The following is a 21601-nucleotide window of genomic DNA, read 5'->3' as shown; positions in this document are numbered from 1 at the left end:
CCCGTGTCTCCTGTCGGCCCTGTACTTCCGGCTGCTCCCGTGTCTCCTGTTGCTCCCGTACTTCCCGTTGCTCCCGTGTCTCCTGTCGGCCCTGTACTTCCGGTTGCTCCCGTGTCTCCTGTCGGTCCTGTAGGAAATGTTATTGATGGAATTGGTGGAAAAGTAGGCCCTATTAAATCAGGATCTATTGCATGAGCTTGAAGCAATTCATATATTTTTTGCATTTCATTTTTATCAGCCACATCATCAACTCCTATAATACGACTGTATTATATTGATATGCGAGATTATATTACACTTCATTTATCTATATATAATATGTGTTCCCGCTACTATTATGCTCCTTATATCATAGCTAACTTTTTAGGTACTATTAAATTATTTTATTAAGATATTAACATCCCCTCAATATTCAAATGCTGATGTTATTTTCATCATTAAAAAGGAATATTATTTAAACATTTTTTATACTTTCTTTACGCGCATGGGACAGGTTCATGCAATATGCACAACAAACTGAAGATCTTCGTTTAATTCTTGAATGACAACAACTTTTTAACTTTATGTAATCTATATGACCTAACAGCAAGATAAACAAATTTATAAAAGAACGTATCCTTATAACTATTTTCACACTTATGTCGGCTGTACCGCTATTAAATTTCAATGTGACTAGAAATTTAAGACACACCTATGAGTTATTTTTAATACACTAACAGTTCATCTACAAAATTAAGGCACCCTTACCTTGGTATTTAAATACAATGGCATGAGTAGTTACCATTTTTCATTTAGTTACTCTTTTTTTGATATGTATGGATATAAGAAAAATAGAATTTTCTTACCAAATATCCCTTGTAAATCTCCATATATAACGGCTATTTAAAAATGGTAACGAATAGTAAGAGCCATCGGTATGGAAGGGGAATTACAATGAATATTTCTATTATAATGATGGGTTTCATTATAGGGGGATTGGTTGGAGTAACAGGGATAGGTGGGGCCGCATTACTGACTCCATTTCTTCTAACATTAGGTATAAGTCCTTCTGTAGCTGTTGGAACTGATCTAGTATATAACTCTATTACTAAAATGTTTGGAATATCCCAACACTGGAAACAGAAGACCATCAATTTTAGACTAGTAAAATATCTAGCTATTGGGAGTATACCTAGTGCAATTATCGCAGTAGTAACGATTCATTTCTTACCCCTCTTTCACTATAGTCGAGAAGGAATTATAAAGTATATATTAGGATATGTTCTAATCCTTGCGGCAATTTCTATTTTAATAAAGGCATTTTTCTATAATGAATCTACACAAAATTATTTTCAAAGACAGACTATGGTACAAAAAAAGAGCCTAACAATTCTTATTGGTGCAATACTCGGTTTTATCGTGGGACTTACTTCTGTGGGGTCAGGCTCTTTATTCGCTATTGCAATGATATATTTATATCAACTGAGACCATCCGAGTTAGTAGGCACAGATATTACACATGCTTTTTTATTAGTGACGGTTGCAAGCATACTAAATATGAATTTAGGCAACGTAGATTATCTCTTGTTAATTCATTTACTCATTGGTTCTATCCCAGGTGTCATACTTGGTAGTAAATTCTCCACTAAGATTCCCGTTAAACCCCTTCAAATATTTCTAGCTATCATAATTGGTGTTAGTGGACTAAAGTTAGTTATCGCTTATTAAAAAAATTTATGCTTTTGCTATATAAGAATGGAGGTTCAAAATGGATCATACAGAACTATATAATTTTATATACAAGCAAGGGCGTGCCCCTCATTTCCATAAAGATTTTCCCCTAATCTTATTTTGGAGCCAAAAAAGCGGTTGTACTTCGCTAGCCCACTGGTTTTTTTATCAAATTAATTTATTTAAAGAAGCGATAAAATACAACCCGTTCATTCACAACTATGAGTATGAAGTATATAAAAACTCTACACATTATTTAGCACAATTAGCTAGTGGATTACAAACTAAAGAGAAGAATACTTACAAACTAGTAAGAAATCCTTATAGAAGAGCAGTAAGTTCTTTTGTTGCTCTGATTCCGCCACCAAATTTTGAGAATCCCGCATGGAAACCCATTCGACAATTTCTGTATGGTGATGAAACCTGCAATAAACCCATTTCCTTTAAACTATTTTTGTATTATTTAAAAGCACACATGACCAAATTAGATCAAGTAGATCCTCACTTTACACAACAATATATACAAGGAGAAGAGGAATTCGTTACGAACTATATTTATCTAGAAAATTTCAACACAGGAATTTCGAAACTAGAAGAAGTATATAAATTAAAAAAATCACCATTAGATCTGTTATCAAAGGCTTGGCATTATCAAGAGAGTAAGATGATTTACAAAGGAGTTTATGCAGACGGTGATATCACAACCCCTCTTTTCCCACGATTACCTACTTATGATAGTTTTTATGATGCAGAAACAACTCAGTTGGTTCAAGAAATATTTGCAAAAGATTTTAATATGTATCATTATGATTTAAATTCTTTTCTCTCAAAATAAAAGTGTTCAAAGCCACTGGCTCTATTAAGTGTTTTATCTTAAAACTGATACGACAACATCATATATTTATAAATTTTCATACACTTCTCCTAATTCTTTTTTTAGTTGTGTTTTTAAGTGCTCATTTTCACTTTCTAATAGCTTGTTCTTATGTTTTAAAAGCTACTTTACTCAATAATAAGTTTGGCCCAATACCAATCGTACTTTCAATCCGCGTACGTTCATATATTTCTCTCTTAAACTTAAATGTGAACTCGCAAACAAATGAATACTCGCAGTCATATCCATGAAAAATTCATCGATACTATATTGATGAAAATCTTCCGGCGCAACATACTGTAAAGCTAAGCCCATTATGGGATTTGAACATTTCACATACGTATGCATAATTGGATTCACAATAATAATATCTTGCCGCTTCGGTATTTCATACAAACGAGCCATCTTCTTAATTCCTAACGCTTTTAATGGCGGTGTTGCTGCCAATACGATTGATCCACTCCGATTCACATCTCCTACGACAGCCAATTTTGTATAACGTGGATCAAGTCCTTTTTTAATACATGATACGCTCGCATAAAAGCTACGAAGATCTACACAAAGAATAATGCGATTTGGTAAAAGAGAATAATCATGCAAGGTTATCACTCCTATCAAAAGAACATTCGTTCTTTTGATAGGTATTTTCATGAAAATTTTGGTTAAAATAACCTTACTTTTAAAATTTTTTTAAGAAAAACTTAAGGAATTCCCCTCTATATTCATAAGAAGTTTTTTCTATACTGAAAATGTAAATACATAAAAGGAGAAACAATTATGAAGAAATTTGTACTTTGCATAATAGGAATAAGCCTCCCTATATACTTACTACCTTTCATATTACGCGGGGATTTGGACAGATTTAATCCGATTGCTGAAGAAAAAAATGTATACGCCATTGCGAAAGGATATGGCGTTCCGGATTATCATCATAAAGGAAGAACTATGTACTCACTAAAAGGCGTTGATGAATCAAGAAATGAGAAAGAATATACAGTAGGAACTAGCACCCCTAATGATTTTATAAGAAAAACTTACTTGAAAATTCATGTGAAAGGAAAGTATGTCTATTCTTACGACGTTATTTCTGAAAAGGAGATTCCCGAGAAAATAAAGGACCAATTGGAAATAAAAGAGCCTACTCGTATGAGCTGGCTCTTTATTACCTCTTCCACCTACCATTGGGCCATCGCCCTTAACACACTTGAGGAAAGAGAATTCTTTCAATAAATTTATTAAATTAATTATCATTGTTTTAATAACCATTGTTCAATTGCTTTCACTGTTTCATCTCGTTGTGCTTTTGGCGTAATTAAGCTCGCATTATCACCTTTTTGCTCACCATACATGCCAAAATTAGCATGATTGCCCCCTTTTATCATGTGCATAGTTGTATTCTTTGACATTAACTTTTTACTGTTCTCTATTTTTTCTACAGTTGCTAAAGCATCTACTTCCCCATAAATTGATAACATTGGCATCGATTTAGTAGAGAAATTATCTGCAGGATAAGAGCCTAAGAAAATGATCCCGTCTACCTTATCTTCATGTTGAAAGGCATACTTAGAAATCATAGCTCCCCCCATTGAATGTCCAGCAACATACCATTTTTGAACTTCAGGATACTTTTCAATTACACTGTCTACCACATTTATTCCAAATATCGCTAAGTTTAATGGTAACTTAGGCATCACTACAAAATGTCCATCTTTTGCAAGATCTTCCCCTAAGTAACTATAAGCTTCAACTTCTACTTTAGCTCCTTGATAAAAAATAACCCCTATTTTAGCATCTTTCTCTCCAAAAACTATATTCTCTTCATCTTTTTTATCATCTACTAACGACAAAGCCTCTTTCGTTGGTTTATAAGTAAACTGAGACCAAACAAAAAACGTAATACTTCCCATAAGTAAAATACCTAGTAAAGAGTACAGAAAAATTCTCATCCACTTCTTCACATATATGACCTCCCTAAGATGTATATATTCTATATTTTAGATTATCATTAATAAACATAAAAACTCGAGCATTTTTATTATACTCAAGTTTTTATTTGCGTCTTTAATTTATACTATAAATTGTCCAAGATAAATATGTAGCAAATGCAGCCCATAAAAAATATGGAATTAGCAACCATGTCGATACTTTAGATAAATTGGAAGAAAGCGCTATGAGAAGTAACGTAGTAATAGCGACTAGTAAACAATCTACTGTTGCTAAAAACAAATTTTTTTGACTGAATTGAAAGTAGCTGAACGCCTGATTGCACATATAATTTAAAAGAAATAAAAACCAAAATGTTTTTGGCTTAAATCCATATTTGTTGTAAATAATTGCAACTGATAATGCAATAAGTCCATATAATATAGCCCAAATAATTCCGATTGTCATACCAGAAGGTGTCCAAGACGGCTTTTCTAGCGCATCGTACCAAATACGATCAATTGGAAATAAAATACTAGAAACATAAAACAAACCATATGTTAGTAAAAACACTATGATACTAGATTTTTTCATAAACATTCTCCTTTTTCAATAGAAGGTTTTAGAAACTCTATATGATTCGTATGCTCTTTCAATGAATAAAACTTTAATATGTAAATGGACATTCTTATACTTTTCATTATAACCTTTACATATCAAATTCATATTAATTAATTCATTTATTTTATACAAATTCTTTCATACTTTTATATGCACAAAGTGCTCTCTCCCGTGCTGCCTTATGATCAACAACTGGAAAAGGATATGTATTACCAAGCTTAATATTGGCCTTTTGTAAAATATGCTCAGGTGCTTCCCAAGGTTTATGTATATATTTATTCGGTATATCTCTTAATTCTGGTACCCATCTTCTTATATACTCTCCATTTTTATCAAACTTTTCTCCTTGTGTGATAGGGTTAAAAATACGAAAGTACGGTGATGCATCTGCTCCACTTCCAGCAACCCATTGCCATCCCATTGTATTATTTGCAATATCAGCATCTAGTAGTGTATCCATAAACCATTTTGCTCCTTCTTGCCACGGAATTAACAAATGCTTTACAAGAAAAGAGGCTACAGCCATCCTTGCCCGATTATGCATAAAACCTGTTTGCCATAATTCCCGCATTCCCGCATCAATAAACGGATAACCAGTTTCACCCTTCTGCCATACTCTTAATAACTCCTCTTCATTATTCCATGGAAAATTTTCAAAGCTTTTATTAAGAGGTTTATATATTGTAAATGGATAATGATATAGCAAATAATAAGAAAACTCTCGCCAAATTAATTGACGTATAAAACTATTCACTTGTTTTTCAAAAAGACTACATTGTCTTTCGGTACTTTTATTTATTAAGTAATGATGCATCAACCTCACTGATATTTGACCAAATGAAAGATAAGGTGCCAACATTGAATGAGCGTATTGATTTGGAAAATCCCTTCCTTCACTATAAGATGCTAATTTACTAGAGAAAAATTTCTTAAATGTTTTGTATGCCCCTTCTTCTGTAGGCTCCCATATTGATTCAATATGAGATGTCCACGGTATAGTCGGCAGCAAATGTAATTCTGAAATGGATAAGCTTGCTGGTAGAGAGCTTCCCCCTTTTATACTCTGCACTTTACTAATAGGTTTAGGTATTGACTGCTTTTGAAATGCATTGTAAAAAGGCGTAAAAACCTTATATTCAGTGTCATCTTTCTTTTTAATAATCCACGGTTCTAATAATAAATGTGAATTAAATTCCTTGCAGATAATACCTTTATCTTCTAACATCATTTTCATTTTTTGATTAGATTGTAATCTGTCCGGATCATAACAAATATTCCAATATACAGCCGTTATACCTAATTGTTCTATGAGAGAAAGTATTTCTTCCTGTGTATTTCCTTTACGAATTATTAAAGTAGAGCCCAATGCCTCAAGTTGCTTTTGGACATCTACTATAGCATGGTGTAACCACCACTTTGACGCCTCCCCCATTGAAAAAATTTCATCTTGTACATATACCGGAAAAACCTCACCGGACTGAACAGCCTCAAATAGAGCTGGGTTATCATATAAACGAAAATCTTTTTGAAACATAACAATAATTTTACCTTGCATAGCTATCCCTTCTGATTCTAAAAAATAGATTATTTATATTATTATAAGAATAATTCTTTGTAATCACAAACAAACTTTCCCAGAGTTATAGGATTGCTACGTATTAAATATTTAACTACCACAAGCAGTTAATACTAGCATTACAATGAAAAGCAATAAAAACTTACTCATTTTCTTCATAACACACCCCGAATACGCTTTTCCACAGTAATGTAACGTAAAATAGCATTTAGGCATTTGTAGATTTATACAACATATTGCGAAGCAGAATACAAATGAACCCTAATACTAATGCAAATATACCTACAAATAAAATATATTCCGTTCCAATTTGTGCAATAATTATGCCTGCGATCCCGGTACCAATTGTTGTCCCTAAATTACAAGAAGTTAAAAATAATCCATTAACAAAATCAGGTGAATTAGATGCTGAAGACATCATCCAATATTGGTTGACATTGCCCCCCATCCCGCCAAAAATACCCCAAATTACAATAAGAATTGCCGTTGGAATCACAAGGTCTGCTACAAAGAAAAAGACAATATATAATGCAATTAGAGCAATTGGATAAATGATTACCATACGGACAGGAGCTATTATCAGTAATCTCCCTGCAAGAATATTCCCGATAATATTCGCCAACCCATAAGCAAATAACATGATACTTATCATATATGGCGACATTCTTGTTACAACATCTAAATATTCAGCTAGATAACTATAAATTCCAAATACCGCTCCATTTAAAAATGTTACAGCAAGTATTGATAGCCATGCGATGCCCTTTGTTAAAATTTTGAGCTGCGAACCATAAGAAAGCTTTTCCTGAACAGGCATAGAGGGAATAAATAGTATCGTCATAATAAACGCAAAAATATTAACAAGTGCAAAAAGAGCTAACGATATTTCAAGTGTAAATACATTTGCTAAGAAGTTGACAATCGGTACACCTAAAACCATACCAGCTGAAACCCCAATAAACACTTTGGCAACTGCTTTTGGAGCTTCTTTGGTACTAACTGAAGTTGCTGCTACTGATAAAGCCATCGATACGTACACTGGATGGAAGAAAGCCGGAATTACCCGTGCAACTAAAGCAACTGTAAAATTCGTTGTAAAAATTGAAATAATGTTACCGATAATAAAGATTCCTAGTACTAATAACATAACCGTTTTTCGATTTACACCCGAAAAAACTAAAGGAAGCGTTGGAGCCGCAATGGCAATGGCGAGTGCAAACAGGCTAACCATTAAGCTTGCCTTCGAAACACTTACATCAAAATGATCTGATAATGCTGGAAGCAGGCCAATGTACCCCATTTCAGTATTAAGAATACCGAAAACCCCTACTGCTAATATAAAAATTAATACACTTTTTGAATTCTTCATAAAAAACACTTCAACTCCTCTTTCACTTCTCATCAATGATTTTGGTAATGTGATTATAAAATGGTATTATCAAGATAACAAATACCTATATTGAATACGTTCCTATAACAAATAAGCATACGAAGGAGAAGAGTTTTTTGGACATACGTGTATTACGCTACTTCATTGCGGTAGCAACGCAAGAAAATATATCTGCTGCTGCAAATTCATTGCATTTATCACAACCTACATTATCAAGACAATTAAACAACCTTGAAGAAGAGCTTGGAACTACTTTGTTTGTAAGAGGAAATCGAAAAATCACTTTAACAGACGAAGGTATGTTTTTATTGGAGCGAGCAAAAGAAATTGTGGATTTAGTAGAAAAAACAGAAGCTAATTTTAATCAGCAATCTGAAATTATTAGTGGAGAAATTCATATTGGAGCTGGAGAAACAGAGGCAATGCAGTTCATTGCACAAACTATAAAAAAAGTTGTTGCCCATCATCCCAGCATTAAATTTCATTTATATAGCGGCAATGCTGATGACATTACAACAAAATTAGATAGTGGTTTATTAGATTTTGGTATCGTTATTGAGCCAGCAAATAAACAAAAATATGATTACTTAAAGTTGCCAGCTACTGATGTATGGGGCGTACTTATGCGAAAAGACAGCCCCTTAGCTGAAAAAGCTTATATCCATCCAACAGACTTACTAAATAAACCTCTTATCATATCAAGACAAACCGCTGTAAGTAATGAATTATCAGGATGGCTTGGGGAGGAAATTGAAAACTTAAATGTTATAGGTACATATAATTTACTCTATAATGCATCCTTACTCGTAAAAGAAAATATAGGCTATGCATTGTGTATTGATAAGCTTATGAATACTTCTGAGGAAAGTACGCTTTGCTTCCGCCCCCTATCTCCTATGCTAGAGGCTGGATTAAATATTCTTTGGAAAAAACATCAAACATTTTCAAGTGCTGCAAAGATTTTTCTAACATATTTGCGGGAAGGTATGTAAATGTTTTTTTGCAAAAACTGCATGTTTGATAAGCGGTATAACCTTATTTTTAGGATACATCTATCTAGGAAAAAGAAAAATTTCAGTTGAATTAATTCTTATTTAAGCTTAGCTTGATAGCAATGTGGCGGTGCTATCCCCTTTATAAGCTGTTTGCGATACGAATACCGTTGATCAATATATTCAACTTAAAATACGGACTTCATACACAAAGTAAAATTTCATAAAGAAAAAGTCGATTTCTTTATCGTATAGGAAATCGACTTTTGGCTTAGTTATTGATTTAGTAATAAAAAAACATCTTGTTAAGATAACCTCGTTCACTATAGACGTTGATCTTTCTGGAAGTTTAAACGAAAATGATTTTCATCATTATATACCCCAAATTCATACCCTTGCTCTTTATAAAATTTAATAATTTCCGGAAGAGCTTGTAATGTTTGCGCCTTTTCATGCATTAAAACAACTTCTACTTCTTCTGTTGTCTGTTTCTTTACATTTTCAATAATCTGAGTTGGATTATCTTTTAATTTCCAATCATTTGAGTCTATTGTCCAATCCCAAACTTTTATTGCTGCTTCTACAATTTGATTACGAATTTCCTCACCCTTTAATCCTGGTGCAGATCCATATGGTGGACGGACTAGTTTAGGAGTTGTACCCGTAATATTATGGATAAGATCTAACGTTTCTTTCATCTCTGGTACAAATTGTCCCTTTTTGTATAGCTTATCACTATTATGTGTCATACTATGTGCACCAATATAATGTCCTTCTTTTACTGCTCGTTTTACGTTTTCCTGAAAACCTGTATTTTGTAAATTACTACCTTGCATAAAAAATGTCGAAGCAACATTTTGCTCTTTTAGTACATCTAAAAATTTCCCAGTTAATTCGCTAGGACCGTCATCAAATGTTAAATACACAACTTTTCCTACTGGCTTTCCATCAGGTCTTTTCTGTTTTGCTGGTGGTGTTTCCTTTTTCTTTTCTTGTTGTTGCGTATTAACTTGTTTACTACTTTCATTAGCTACTCCTTTCGCTGGGATAGAGTTCCATTCCCCTATTAAAAAGAATGTGAAAAAGGTCGTTGCTAAAACAACTCCTAGAGATATTATTACCTTAGTTAATCGACTTGTTTTTTTCTTACTTTGTGATTCTTTCATTATCTTTCGATCCTTTCCCTATTAATTTTCATATTCATTATTTATAAGGCTGAGCCTTTACTCGACTGAATCATTAGTTTCAACCGTATCTACAATAAATAGATTAATAGAGACGGATAAAGATAAGATGCAGATAATGTCGAAATCAGTTAAAGAATAGCCTATTGCATCCAATCTTTAGAAGAATATTTGTTTCTAATTTGAAAACTGGATATACACCCAAAATAAAAAATACTACTCTTCCTAATTAAGATTTAGAAAGAATAGTATTTTTCTATTTGCCTATTTTATTACATAATAAAATAATTAATAATGCCATCCACAATACCTTTTTGCGATTTTGTTTGGAATTCTTCTGAATTCATTCTTTTTTCATCATTCGCATTAGATGTAAACCCTAACTCAATTAGGATAGCCGGAGAAGGATTTTCTCGTAAGACAAGAAAATCACTGCCATGAACACCTCGATCTCGGCTGTCTATATTTTGATCAAAAATAGCTTCTTGTACGGTCTTAGCTAACTTTTTATCTTTCCTTTTATTAGCTCCATAATGAGTTGTTATTCCCTTTACATTTATATCCTCAAAAGCATCATGATGAATGCTAATATAAAGATCCGCTGAATGGTCTTTAGCTACTTTGACACGTGCTTGTAATTCTTCTTTTTGCTTTGTTTCTGGAAGTAAGCTAGTATCTTTTTCACGTGTCAATATAACTTTTGCATCCGTTCTTTCTTCTAATTCTTTCTTTATATTTTGTGCTACTTTTAAATTAAGATCTTTTTCAATCGTTCCAAATTTCTTTCCTTTCGTCCCTTTATCTCCTCCACCATGCCCCGGATCAATTACAATTGTTTTTCCTCTTAATCGTAAATCCTCTTGTGATATATTTTTATGCCCCTTAGCATGTATAAAACTAACTCCTGTGCCTATTATTAATATAATAAATAAAAGCAATGTCACTCTTTTTTTCATTTTAACAATCTCCTTATCAGCTTTTCATTCAGTTTCTAATGAAAATAGTAATGAATGCTGATAAAGATAAAATGCAGATAATGTCGATTTTGTTTAAAAATGATAAAAACGTGTAGAACGACAATTCTACACGTTTTTATTTAAATAGAAGAAAAATAATACTCCATCTTCTGTATTCGAAACACCATATTCCGCGCCATGCAGCTCTAATATATTCTTTGAAATGGCAAGGCCCAATCCTGTTCCACCTTTAGAGCGTTGACGAGACGTATCTCCTCGATAGAAACGATCCCATATTTTCTCTACATGTTCTGGCGCGATATGAGCCCCTTTATTTTCTACACATACTTTTATACGTTCATTTTCTTCTATTGTAGAAATAATAATATCCTCATGTTCTGGTGTGTAACGAATCGCATTCGTAATAAAGTTAGTAACCACCTGTTCTATTCGATGTGGATTTGCAACTACCTCAATTTTAGAAAGTTGTTTATGCACATGTAATTGCTTAGCTGTTATATCCGAAGCTAATTGCTCACATATATAATCAATCATCTCATCAATATGGAAAACATCCATTTCCATCTTATACGTACCAGACTCGAATTTTGCTAACTCCAGCATATCAATAATGAGCATATCCATTTTATCTACTTCTTTTGACATTGCTTTAAAGTAATACTCCTTTTTATTACTAGCAACACCATCCTCCAAAATTGAAATACAGCTCTTCATAATACTTAAAGGCGTTTTTAACTCATGTGAAACACCCGCAATAAATTCTTTACGTGTATTTTCTAATTGCTTTTCTTTCTCTATATCTTGCTGCAATTGATTAATATACGAATGCAAAGCTTTAGAAAGTGTATTAATATTTTTTGATAAATCGCCTATTTCATCCTTTGTAGTAATAGGTATCGTCTCTGAGAAATCTAAACCAGCGATTTTTTTTGTAGTATCATTTATTTGTAATAGTGGTTTGGCGATTTTATTTGAATAATAGAACGATATCAAAACGATTAAAATCAATACAAATAGAATTAAATATACATAATAATCCTTTATCATTTGCACAGCTTCATCAACTGGTTGCAATGATGTCATAGCAAATATATAATTCACCTTACCATCTGCATCTATTGTTGGTTTGATTAATAGTTTATATTTAATATCATTTTCTTCATAGTCCACTATTTCTGTAGAAGTAATATTATTTCGTTTTTGATTTAATATTAAATCAACCTGAAATTGTTTTATTCTATCTATTAACACACGATTTCCATAAATAGAGTTAGTTCCTAGAGTACCCTCCGGTAACTGCACGTTCTTAATACTTCCTGCTAAATATAACTGTGAATTCCCTTTTGAAGATGCGATTTTTGGGCCATATAACTTCTCTGACAATTGCTTGTTCTCTAGCCCAACATTCTTCTCTTTTATTGTTAACATCGCAGGGACTACTGCATCACCTTCCTGCACTCCATCGATAATAATATGATTCCCCTGTTCTAAACTATCTTTTATCCTTTGTATATCTTCTAAATTAACAAAACTATACAACGGTATCTGAATTAAACGTTCAGAAAAGGTGTTATTTCCGTTAGGATCTAACTGAATTTCTAAAGAAAAATCACTTGCATATTTTATATTCCCTACACTATCTAACGTTGTAATCCATGTCGCATTATCTTGATAGAAATTTTGTTCCAACTCTTGAATCCTTTTCACGTCATCTCCAGCTTTTATATATGCCTTTTCAAAGGATTGAATATTCGTTTTAATATCATTAACTTTTCGATTCGAATAATATTGCTTAAAAAATATGGTTTGTCCAATAAAAATAGTCACTAAAATAAGTGTGCATAATGCCGTTGTTAATATAAATAACTTTAATACAATTCCTTTTTTCATACCTGTCCCTCAAATTTATAACCAGTTCTAACAACGGTTACAATACAAGTCGCTTTTCCCCCTAATTTATGACGCAAATTACGGATATGACTATTAACAGTACGATCATCCCCAGCGAATTCATAACCCCAAATTTTAGTAATTAGTTGTTCTCTCGAAATTACAATCCCTTGATTTTGCATGAAATACGTTAATATTTCAAATTCTGTATGTGTCATACTTATGTCTTCCCCATCTACAGTTACTGTACGAGAAGGGAAATGTACATGGATACCACTACTAGTTAATGTGTCTGCAGTAGATACATTAATAGTGGAAGAATATCGGCTTTCAATTAATCGTTTTGCCCTTGCCAATAAAATAGGAGGACTATATGGTTTTGTAACATAGTCATCCGCTCCCATTTCAAATCCGAGTAAGGTATCATCTTCATCCACCCGAGCCGTTAGCATAATAATAGGTACATTAGATTTCTTACGAATTCGCCGGCAGACCGCCCAACCATCTAATTCCGGTAACATAATGTCTAAAATAATTAAATGTACCTCATGTTCTTCAAATATAGATAATGCTTCTTTCCCATCAATCGCCTCTAAGACGTTATATCCTTCGTTTAGTAGGTAATCCTTCATTATTTCACGTAAAATATCTTCATCTTCTACAATTAAAATTGTTCTTTGCATATTTCATCTTCCCCACGATTAATTTTATTTTTATGAAGAAATAGTTCATTATATATTTTAACCAATTAGAAATCTTTCACTATTTCTGTCACTACTACATGCAACATAGTTATATCAAGATAATAGCATGCTGATATAAAGATAAAATGCAGAGATAGCTGTAATTCTCCAGCGAATAATGAAACCCATCTTGAATCAAAAGATCCATACAAAAACGCCATCCTTGCTGTATATTTCTACAAACAGGATAGCGCTTTTTCATATTAAAGGTAGAATTATAAGGTAATATCAATTATACGTAATACTTGATATTTAATTGATATTAGAACTTATTACTTTATATTTATCTTCTTTTGCAACATCTATAATTGCATCAATTTTTTGTTGTTCATTATTCAGCTCATGCCCTTCGATCCAAACTTTATATCCTATTTCTCCCACTACTCCAACTTTAGTTATAACAACATCTAACTGTTTTTCTTTTTGAAAATATTCAATAGCAGTTGCCTTTGCTTTTTCTTGAGTTTTTGGAAATTCTTTGTCACTTAATGGATCTTTCGTTGTTAATGTAATGTAAGAGACAAAACCAATAATAATTAAAGTTATGGTAGAAAGTCCAACTAAAAATATTTTTTTCATTCTTCTTCATCCTTGTCTATCTTTTTTTAAAGATTAACATAACATTTATCGTTTTTCAATAAATAAATATTGTGTTTTACTATTTTTTTATTGAAAATCTCTATAACTTAGACAAATATAAAAATCATTCCTCTAACTATCCTGATCTTTATCTCAACTAATCTATTAAATAATATAGATTTATAAAAGAGTTTAATCATTATTAAAGAAATACAAAAATAAAAACCCCAATTTCTCTATATTAAAATCGAGAAATTGGGGTTTAGTTATTTAACAATAGTTTTTATTTAAAACAGATAACTAATTAATAATCCTGCTGATAATAAGAAGCCAAAAATCGTATTTGTCATCGCTGTTGATTTCATTGCGATGCGCATATACCCGGGATCCTTTGCTCCTTTTTGGAAACTTTGAATTGCAGAGATTGGCTTTTTCAAACCTAGGAACATAACTAATGCCCAAGGGCTTATATAACCCATTAATACAATCGCCGCGATCCATAAATAAGCAATGAAAAAGGCTACAGCTAGTGTTACTATGGCTTTTTCTCTCCCAAGGAGGATTACTAATGTCTTTCTTCCACCTTTAATATCTTCTTCGATATCTCGGATGTTATTCGACATGTTAATTGCACCTACTAAAATTCCAATTGGAATGGAAATCAATACACTTTCAATCGTTATCGTATTCGTTTGAATAAAGAAAGCAATAAGTACAAAACATGTCCCCATTAACAGTCCAGAAACTAATTCTCCAAATGGAGTGTACGCAATTGGTAATGGACCACCTGTATATAAGTAGCCAACCGCCATCCCAATTAAACCAATGACGACTAACCACCAGCTGCTATTCATACAAATATAAATTCCAATAAATGCTGCTACTACATACAATAAAAGCGCAACTGTTAATACATTTTTTGGCTTCAATCCATGACGGACAATTCCACCACCAATTCCAACAGAATCAGCGGTATCTAATCCACGTTTGAAATCATAATACTCATTAAATAAATTCGTTGCTATTTGCAATGCTAAACATGAAACCATCATCGCAATAAATAAAAGCCAATGAATTTCGGCAACATAAAGTGATGCCACTGTCCCTAAAATTACAGGAGAAAACGTCGCCGTTAACGTATGCGGGCGCGTCATCTTCCATATTAATTTAGCGGAACTAATTTCTTTTTCTGTCCCCATAGCTCTGTTCAATCTCCGATACGATAAACTTAACTAAATCTATACAATTCAATCAAATTTATCTCGTTCAACTAAGGGCGCAATTCCTTAGCCAGTTCTCTTATGAACTTCTCATATTTTCACATGAGCGCAGACTATATGTTTATCTCTTTAGAGATAGAGGATTTTTCCACCACCATAGGCTTGTGATGTACTCTCGTCAGTTATACGAGATAGTCGTTGAACGTTCATCTTATCCATTTTGACTTAGATGATTCGAGGCGGAAGACCCATTGTTCTAGTGTTTAGGATTTAACCTTGCACGATCTGATTGATTTTTTCTGCTTTCGCAACATTCACGCTCGCTATTTCTAGCCACGTTGTAGTTCAATCAGCTTTAGGGATTGCCCGCAGTTAACCCTCACTACTAGCCAATCACTGGACTAGCAGGGCTTACTGATATATTTAATTAACTTTCGTTATAATTGGTTAAATAAATCGTAACAGTTAGTTACCCTACATTTAAGTATAAATTACTAGCAGTATCTTTCTATCTATTTCCTGCTTCACATCTATTATATCAAAAAAAGAATTGGCGATAGAACTTTCATGCTCTTGCTTACACCATAAATTTGCATCAAAATATATTTTTTTCTACTCTGGGGTACCCCTAATACCCCAGAAGAAAAAGAAGAGTTTGAATCCTTTAACGTACAGGGCGTTCCATATATCATTGTAAAAGATCATGAAAATAACATTCAAAAATTAATTCTTGGATTCAGCACTCAATCATTAGAAGAGGCTATTTTATAATAATCATCCCAAAAAAAGAAACGAACATATATGTTCGTTTCTTTTTTATGGTGCTTAATGCTCAAGAAAACTTATAACCGCATAAGTATATAGAACGACTAGAGCAAAGGCACATATTCCCATAATTATAATCGCTAGTGCGCTTTTCTCTTGTCTAAACCCTATAATTCCAAGAATAAATGCACTCAACATTGTTACCTTAAGCATTGTAGAAAGGTTGGGAATTGAATATCCACTCAACCAGGTAGAGAAACTTACAATTACAGAAAAAGAGAACAAAGTTAGAACAATAGATAATATATTAATGTGCTTCCCATACTTCAGTTGCATTTCGCTAGCCTCTTTTCATTAGTGAATAATAGGTAGGTGAATATATTTTTATTTTATTCTAAATTTTCTTGAAAATCTACAACGAAAAGAAGAGGTTGTCCCAAAAGTCGCTGAATAGTTACTTTTAGGCAACCTCTTTTCTTTATTTTTTACTTTCCTCTAATTTAGAGATACTGGTTTCTTTTTCAGGTAACGTATCAAGAAAATCCGTTGCTCAAATTCGAACAACGGACCTTCTTTATATAAACCAATGTAAAACATCCGCAGCAATCTCTTCTGGTCTATCCCAATGCATCAAATGCCCTGTATCTGTGTAAAGCTTAGTCGTAATATCAATACGCTTCTTAAATTCCTTAATCTGCAATTCTCTTATTTCTAAATAATTATCTGGAAGATCACAATACAATAGTAAAATATCGTTTTTAATTTTATGCGATTTCAATGTCTTATACACCTTATATTGAAACTTAATTACACTTCTAGCGGTATCGCCAGTAGCATGCCATTTCACTTTATTATCTTCTTTTCGCATTAAGTCATAAACCGCACGTTCTATTAATGGTGACCACCTGCTATAAACCATTTTTTCTGATTGGATGAATGCTTCTTTATTGTCAAAAGTATATTCATCAAAATCTTTTTCATAATGAGTAATTTCTTCTTCTAATAACCGCGGTGGGCACTCTCCTTCTTTCGTACCTTTATATAGCTCCGCAAAATAATTTGCATTCATTTTACCATGATGATAACCACCATCTAACAAAACCATTTTATTCACTTTTTCTGGACATTCTGCTGCATAGTGAAGCGCAACGCTTGCTCCCCATGAATGCGCTACTATATGAAATATTTCTTTTCCTATCTGCTCAAGTAATGCTACTACCCAATTTGTTAAATGAGATGCATCGTAATCTTCATCCTTCCCAAAACTCGGTGTTTTCCCATGTCCAGGTAGATCAAACGATACAATATGATAGTGATCTTTTAAAAGTTTCGCTATTTCTATAAAACTTAATTTTGTACTTCCTAAACCATGAAAACAAATAATTTAGTGAAAAATAATTTGTACAATTACATCCGATTTACATTTGATATATCCTAATTATTAAACATAGAAAATTAAAACATAATACATAAACGAAAGGGCCAACTCCTAAGAGTTGGCCTTTTTTCTCTTATTTTAAAAATCTTCAATAGTTACGCTACCTTGATAAACAGATAGGTTTTACTTTTGTAACCCATTAATAATTGTATCTATATTCCATTTCATCATTTTCAAATACGTATCTCCATCCTCATCCGTTTTACCTAGTGAGTCTGTAAAAATTGTCCCTGCAATCGGCACGTTTGTTTCTTTTGAAACAGTTTCCATGCTACGTCGATCTACACTTGTTTCTACAAATAAAGCTGGAACTTTGTTTGTTTGAATTACACTTACAACATCTCTAATTTGATCTGGCGTACCTTGGTTCTCTGAGTTAATTTCCCAAATGTATCCCGTCTTAATGTCATACGCTTTTCCAAAGTATTTAAAAGCACCTTCACTAGAGATTAAGAAACGTTTTTCCTCAGGAATTTGATGAATTCTATTCACTGTCTCATCGTGTAACTTTTGAAGTTCTGCTACATACTTGTCGGCATTTTTAGTATAGAACTCTTTATTTTTAGGGTCTTCTTTAATTAATGCCTTTTTCACATTTTCAGCATATAAAATACCATTTTTAATATTCATCCATGCATGTGGATCTGGTTCTTTTTCTAATCCCTTAGTTTCTAAATAAATAGCCTCTACACCTTCACTTACTTTATAAACCGGTGCATCTTTTTCTGATTTGTTTGCAGTTTTCAATAGTTTTTTAAACCATGCTCCGCCCTCTTCTAGGTTTAATCCATTGTAAAACACCATATCTGCATCTGTCATTTTCATAACATCTTTTGGTAATGGATCATATTCATGCGGGTTAGCTCCAATCGGAACAAGACTATGAATCTCAACTTTATCTCCACCAATTTGCTTCACCATATCATATATAATGGAGTATGTAGTTACAATTTTTAATTTTCCATTGCCCTCTTCTTTTCCATTGGTGTTACTCGAACACGCTGTTAATGCAAATACGAAAATACAAAGTATCGATAATAAAACATTTTTGAATTTCATCTTTATCCTCCAATCAATTATGACAACTCTGCTCTATTTTTTCTAATTTTGATAGCTCTCCAAAACAAACCTTGTGACGGTGAAAAAAAGAATGCCAATGCGAACAAGAATGTTGCGACAAGAACAATTGTTGCACCTGAAGCAAGATTATAAGAGAAACTAAAATATAGCCCTACTACAGATGAAAGTGCACCAATACCTGCAGCTAAATAAATCATGACCCATAAACGATTTGTTAATAAATACGCTGTAGCCGCTGGTGTAATAAGCATAGCGACAACTAAAATAATTCCTACAGTTTGAAGTGATGCTACTGTAACCATTGTAAGTAGAATCATTAAGCCATAATGAATCCATTTGTTTGGTAATCCGTAACTTTGCGCCATCGTTGGATCAAAAGTGGATACGAGTAATTCTTTGTAAAACAACATCACAAGCCCGATAATAACCACTCCGATAATAAGTGTCATCCACATATCAGAAGAACGAACTGATAGGACATTTCCGAATAAAATATGATACAAATCAGAACTACTCTTCATAAAGGTAATTAAAATAATCCCTACGGCAAAAACAGATGTGAACATAATCCCTATCGCCATATCATGTTTAATTCTACTATTTTGACTTACAAATCCAATTCCAACTGCAGTAATAACACCAGTTAAAACCGCCCCTATGAAATAGTTCATACCGATCATATAAGAAAGTGCTACTCCAGGAAGAACGGCATGTGAGATCGCATCACCCATTAATGCCATACCTCGTAAAATAATAAAACATCCTATTACCCCACAAATCACTCCTACCATAACGGAAGTTAAAAGCGCCTTCTGCAGAAAACTGTACTGCGTTAATGCATCTATAAATTCTACAATCTTCATGATGAATGTACCTCCGCTGCATTATTAAACAATATTCCTTGATTCACATATGCTTTTGACATAACAGTTGGTTCTAATACTTGTCGTACTTCCCCGTAATGAATTAAGCTTTTATTCAGTAATAGTAATTTATCAAAATAGGACTCTGCTTTACTTAAATCGTGATGTACAACAACAATCGTTTTCCCTTCTATACGTAGCTCTCTAAGAATTTTGATAATTGTCTCTTCACTTGTTACATCAATTCCAACAAACGGTTCATCTAAGAAGAAGATTTCCGCCTTTTGCGCTAACGCTCTCGCTAAAAAGACACGTTGTTGTTGTCCACCTGAAAGCTCACCAATTTGACGATTTTTAAACTCTTCCATTCCGACCTTTTTTAAACATTCAAACGCCCAATCCCGATGCTCTTTCTTCGGCCTTTTCATCATCCCTAAAGATGGATACGTTCCAATTAGTACGACATCTATTACTGTGATCGGGAAATCCCAATCTATATCACTTCTTTGCGGTACATATGCAACATGTTTTCTAGCGCTTCGAATATCCTCTCCAAGAATCCGAACATATCCCTTATCACTTGGGATTAAATCTAAAACAGCTTTCATTAAAGTAGATTTCCCCGCACCGTTTGGACCGATAATTCCAACGAGTTTTCCTTTTTCAATTTCAAAAGAAACGTTTTGAACTACTTGATTCCCTTGATAGGATACAAACAAATCTTTGACGATTATAGCCTCACTCATTTTTTGTGTATTCCCCCTTCTTTTTTTCGTTAATGTAATTATTTTGCACAAAGGCAACTTTCGGACAAAAAAATATAATATGAATTTACATTCATACCTAATTTTCCCTGGGGAAACTTTTTTACATGAGTCAAATTATATAAGCCTAATACAAATTTGTAAACTACTTTTTACTAATTTATGAATATACAATAAAAATCATTATCACTGTGAAACAAAATATATGATCCATTCTATGCTCTTTTGGAAAGGATATTACTGTGAAAAATTAGCACTATAGTATATAAACGAAAGAGCCTACTCGTATGAGTTGGCTCTTTCTCTTTGAGAATATCCAATACGCTTTACAGCAAAAAACTATGATTAAGGTCAAATCACTTCCAAACAACACCTCGCCGCTCGTATTCCATTCTATATTCAACAGCAGCTGCAATTTTGGGACTTGCGAACCTTTCCGTAATCCAGAGACCTAAGTCAACTCCTGAAGTAACTCCTCTTGCGGTAATAACATTCCCTTGATCCACAATTCTGTAAGGAAGAAGTTCTGCTCCATATTCACTAATTTCACTCTGCGCCAAATGATGCATTGTGGCCTTTTTACCATTCAATATACCGGATGCAGCTAGTAACATACCTCCAGTACAAACTCCCGCAACAATCGTTCCTTCATTGTGCATCTCTCTAATCATTTTAGTCAAAGTACCACGCTCTGCTTGCTTTCTTGCCCCATGTTCTGCTTTATGATTCCAGCCACCACCAGGTACAATTAACAAATCTGGACGATTATCCATTCGTAAAAAATCATGTAGTTTAACCGTAACTCCAAACGAAGTAGTAACCTCTTGCTTTGGTTCACTAGAAACTAATTCAACCGTAAACGGAGCCCCTTCTTCTATCGCTCTTTTCAATACCTCAAAAGGTGCAAAGGAGACAAGCTCTCCGAATCCGTCAAACAATACAATTTGTATTTTCATTTTTAGAACACCTCATATGCTTTGTTTTATAAATCCCAAAAGAGAAGAAATGTTAT

General features: G+C 33.1%; 20 protein-coding genes and 2 pseudogenes. 4 read left to right on the top strand and 18 right to left on the bottom strand.

Going from position 1 to position 21601, the window contains the following annotated elements:
• Positions 1-242: exosporium leader peptide-containing protein (locus tag MR155_RS21690; RefSeq protein ID WP_313897562.1), on the bottom strand; the 242-nt coding region annotated here is incomplete at its 3' end.
• A gap of 691 nt (positions 243-933) precedes the next feature.
• Here MR155_RS21690 and MR155_RS21685 point away from each other — a divergent pair.
• Both MR155_RS21685 and MR155_RS21680 read left to right on the top strand, forming a co-directional pair.
• Entirely contained in the window at positions 934-1707 is a 774-nt protein-coding gene (locus MR155_RS21685) for a sulfite exporter TauE/SafE family protein (protein ID WP_242311061.1), read from the top strand.
• Between the two features lie 40 nt (positions 1708-1747).
• Complete coding sequence (locus MR155_RS21680) at positions 1748-2545, top strand: sulfotransferase family 2 domain-containing protein (protein WP_219303001.1); 798 nt, start codon at positions 1748-1750, stop codon at positions 2543-2545.
• A gap of 160 nt (positions 2546-2705) precedes the next feature.
• Here MR155_RS21680 and MR155_RS21675 read toward each other — a convergent pair.
• Positions 2706-3184 (bottom strand): annotated as a pseudogene (locus tag MR155_RS21675) (Y-family DNA polymerase); the annotation flags it as partial.
• Between the two features lie 177 nt (positions 3185-3361).
• Here MR155_RS21675 and MR155_RS21670 point away from each other — a divergent pair.
• Positions 3362-3715, top strand: a pseudogene (locus tag MR155_RS21670) (YxeA family protein); the annotation flags it as partial.
• A gap of 116 nt (positions 3716-3831) precedes the next feature.
• On the opposite strand, the gene MR155_RS21665 reads toward MR155_RS21670, so the two are convergent.
• From MR155_RS21665 to MR155_RS21650, 4 genes are all read right to left on the bottom strand, one after another.
• Positions 3832-4542, bottom strand: a complete 711-nt coding sequence (locus MR155_RS21665) for an alpha/beta hydrolase (protein ID WP_219303005.1) — start codon at positions 4540-4542, stop codon at positions 3832-3834.
• A 103-nt stretch (positions 4543-4645) separates the two neighbouring features.
• Positions 4646-5101, bottom strand: a complete 456-nt coding sequence (locus tag MR155_RS21660) for a TspO/MBR family protein (RefSeq protein WP_242311056.1) — start codon at positions 5099-5101, stop codon at positions 4646-4648.
• Positions 5102-5252: 151 nt separating this feature from the next.
• Positions 5253-6683, bottom strand: a complete 1431-nt coding sequence (locus MR155_RS21655) for a cryptochrome/photolyase family protein (RefSeq protein WP_219303009.1) — start codon at positions 6681-6683, stop codon at positions 5253-5255.
• 229 nt (positions 6684-6912) lie between these two features.
• Complete coding sequence (locus MR155_RS21650) at positions 6913-8106, bottom strand: MFS transporter (protein ID WP_219303011.1); 1194 nt, start codon at positions 8104-8106, stop codon at positions 6913-6915.
• A gap of 104 nt (positions 8107-8210) precedes the next feature.
• Here MR155_RS21650 and MR155_RS21645 point away from each other — a divergent pair, with 104 nt between their 5' ends.
• Positions 8211-9086, top strand: coding sequence for a LysR family transcriptional regulator (locus MR155_RS21645; protein ID WP_219303013.1), 876 nt, complete (start codon positions 8211-8213; stop codon positions 9084-9086).
• Positions 9087-9409: 323 nt separating this feature from the next.
• Here the strand turns inward: MR155_RS21645 and MR155_RS21640 are convergent, their stop codons facing one another.
• The 12 genes from MR155_RS21640 to MR155_RS21585 all read right to left on the bottom strand — a co-directional run bounded on the left by MR155_RS21640 (position 9410) and on the right by MR155_RS21585 (position 21545).
• The gene (locus tag MR155_RS21640) at positions 9410-10252 is read right to left on the bottom strand and encodes a polysaccharide deacetylase family protein (RefSeq protein WP_242311055.1); all 843 of its coding nucleotides are present in this window, start codon (positions 10250-10252) and stop codon (positions 9410-9412) included.
• A gap of 290 nt (positions 10253-10542) precedes the next feature.
• Entirely contained in the window at positions 10543-11226 is a 684-nt protein-coding gene (locus MR155_RS21635) for an N-acetylmuramoyl-L-alanine amidase family protein (RefSeq protein ID WP_219303017.1), read from the bottom strand.
• Between the two features lie 126 nt (positions 11227-11352).
• Positions 11353-13137 carry a sensor histidine kinase gene (locus MR155_RS21630; RefSeq protein WP_242311054.1) on the bottom strand — a complete coding sequence of 595 codons (1785 nt, stop codon included), beginning with the start codon at positions 13135-13137 and terminating at the stop codon, positions 11353-11355.
• On the bottom strand, positions 13134-13820 hold the full coding sequence (locus tag MR155_RS21625) for a response regulator transcription factor (RefSeq protein ID WP_012261222.1): 687 nt from the start codon (positions 13818-13820) through the stop codon (positions 13134-13136). Before MR155_RS21625 ends, MR155_RS21630 begins: the two co-directional genes overlap by 4 nt.
• Before the next feature lie 312 nt (positions 13821-14132).
• On the bottom strand, positions 14133-14459 hold the full coding sequence (locus MR155_RS21620) for a hypothetical protein (protein ID WP_002013624.1): 327 nt from the start codon (positions 14457-14459) through the stop codon (positions 14133-14135).
• A gap of 287 nt (positions 14460-14746) precedes the next feature.
• Complete coding sequence (gene menA, locus MR155_RS21615; protein WP_242311053.1) at positions 14747-15658, bottom strand: 1,4-dihydroxy-2-naphthoate polyprenyltransferase; 912 nt, start codon at positions 15656-15658, stop codon at positions 14747-14749.
• A gap of 846 nt (positions 15659-16504) precedes the next feature.
• Positions 16505-16780, bottom strand: a complete 276-nt coding sequence (locus tag MR155_RS21610) for a hypothetical protein (RefSeq protein ID WP_001176332.1) — start codon at positions 16778-16780, stop codon at positions 16505-16507.
• A gap of 238 nt (positions 16781-17018) precedes the next feature.
• Complete coding sequence (locus MR155_RS21605; RefSeq protein WP_242311060.1) at positions 17019-17828, bottom strand: alpha/beta fold hydrolase; 810 nt, start codon at positions 17826-17828, stop codon at positions 17019-17021.
• Positions 17829-18005: 177 nt separating this feature from the next.
• The gene (gene mntA / locus MR155_RS21600; RefSeq protein WP_242311052.1) at positions 18006-18941 is read right to left on the bottom strand and encodes a manganese ABC transporter substrate-binding protein/adhesin MntA; all 936 of its coding nucleotides are present in this window, start codon (positions 18939-18941) and stop codon (positions 18006-18008) included.
• 17 nt (positions 18942-18958) lie between these two features.
• Complete coding sequence (locus MR155_RS21595; protein WP_000706185.1) at positions 18959-19825, bottom strand: metal ABC transporter permease; 867 nt, start codon at positions 19823-19825, stop codon at positions 18959-18961.
• Complete coding sequence (locus MR155_RS21590; protein WP_002084653.1) at positions 19822-20571, bottom strand: metal ABC transporter ATP-binding protein; 750 nt, start codon at positions 20569-20571, stop codon at positions 19822-19824. Before MR155_RS21590 ends, MR155_RS21595 begins: the two co-directional genes overlap by 4 nt.
• 374 nt (positions 20572-20945) lie before the next feature.
• Entirely contained in the window at positions 20946-21545 is a 600-nt protein-coding gene (locus tag MR155_RS21585) for a DJ-1/PfpI family protein (RefSeq protein ID WP_219303029.1), read from the bottom strand.
• Positions 21546-21601: the final 56 nt, after the last annotated feature.

Origin of the sequence: Bacillus cereus group sp. BfR-BA-01331 (genome assembly GCF_022663915.1) — a bacterium.
GTDB lineage: Bacteria > Bacillota > Bacilli > Bacillales > Bacillaceae_G > Bacillus_A > Bacillus_A mycoides.
The sequence above is the reverse complement of the archived record's forward strand: the minus strand, read 5'-3'. Positions and strand labels throughout refer to the sequence as shown.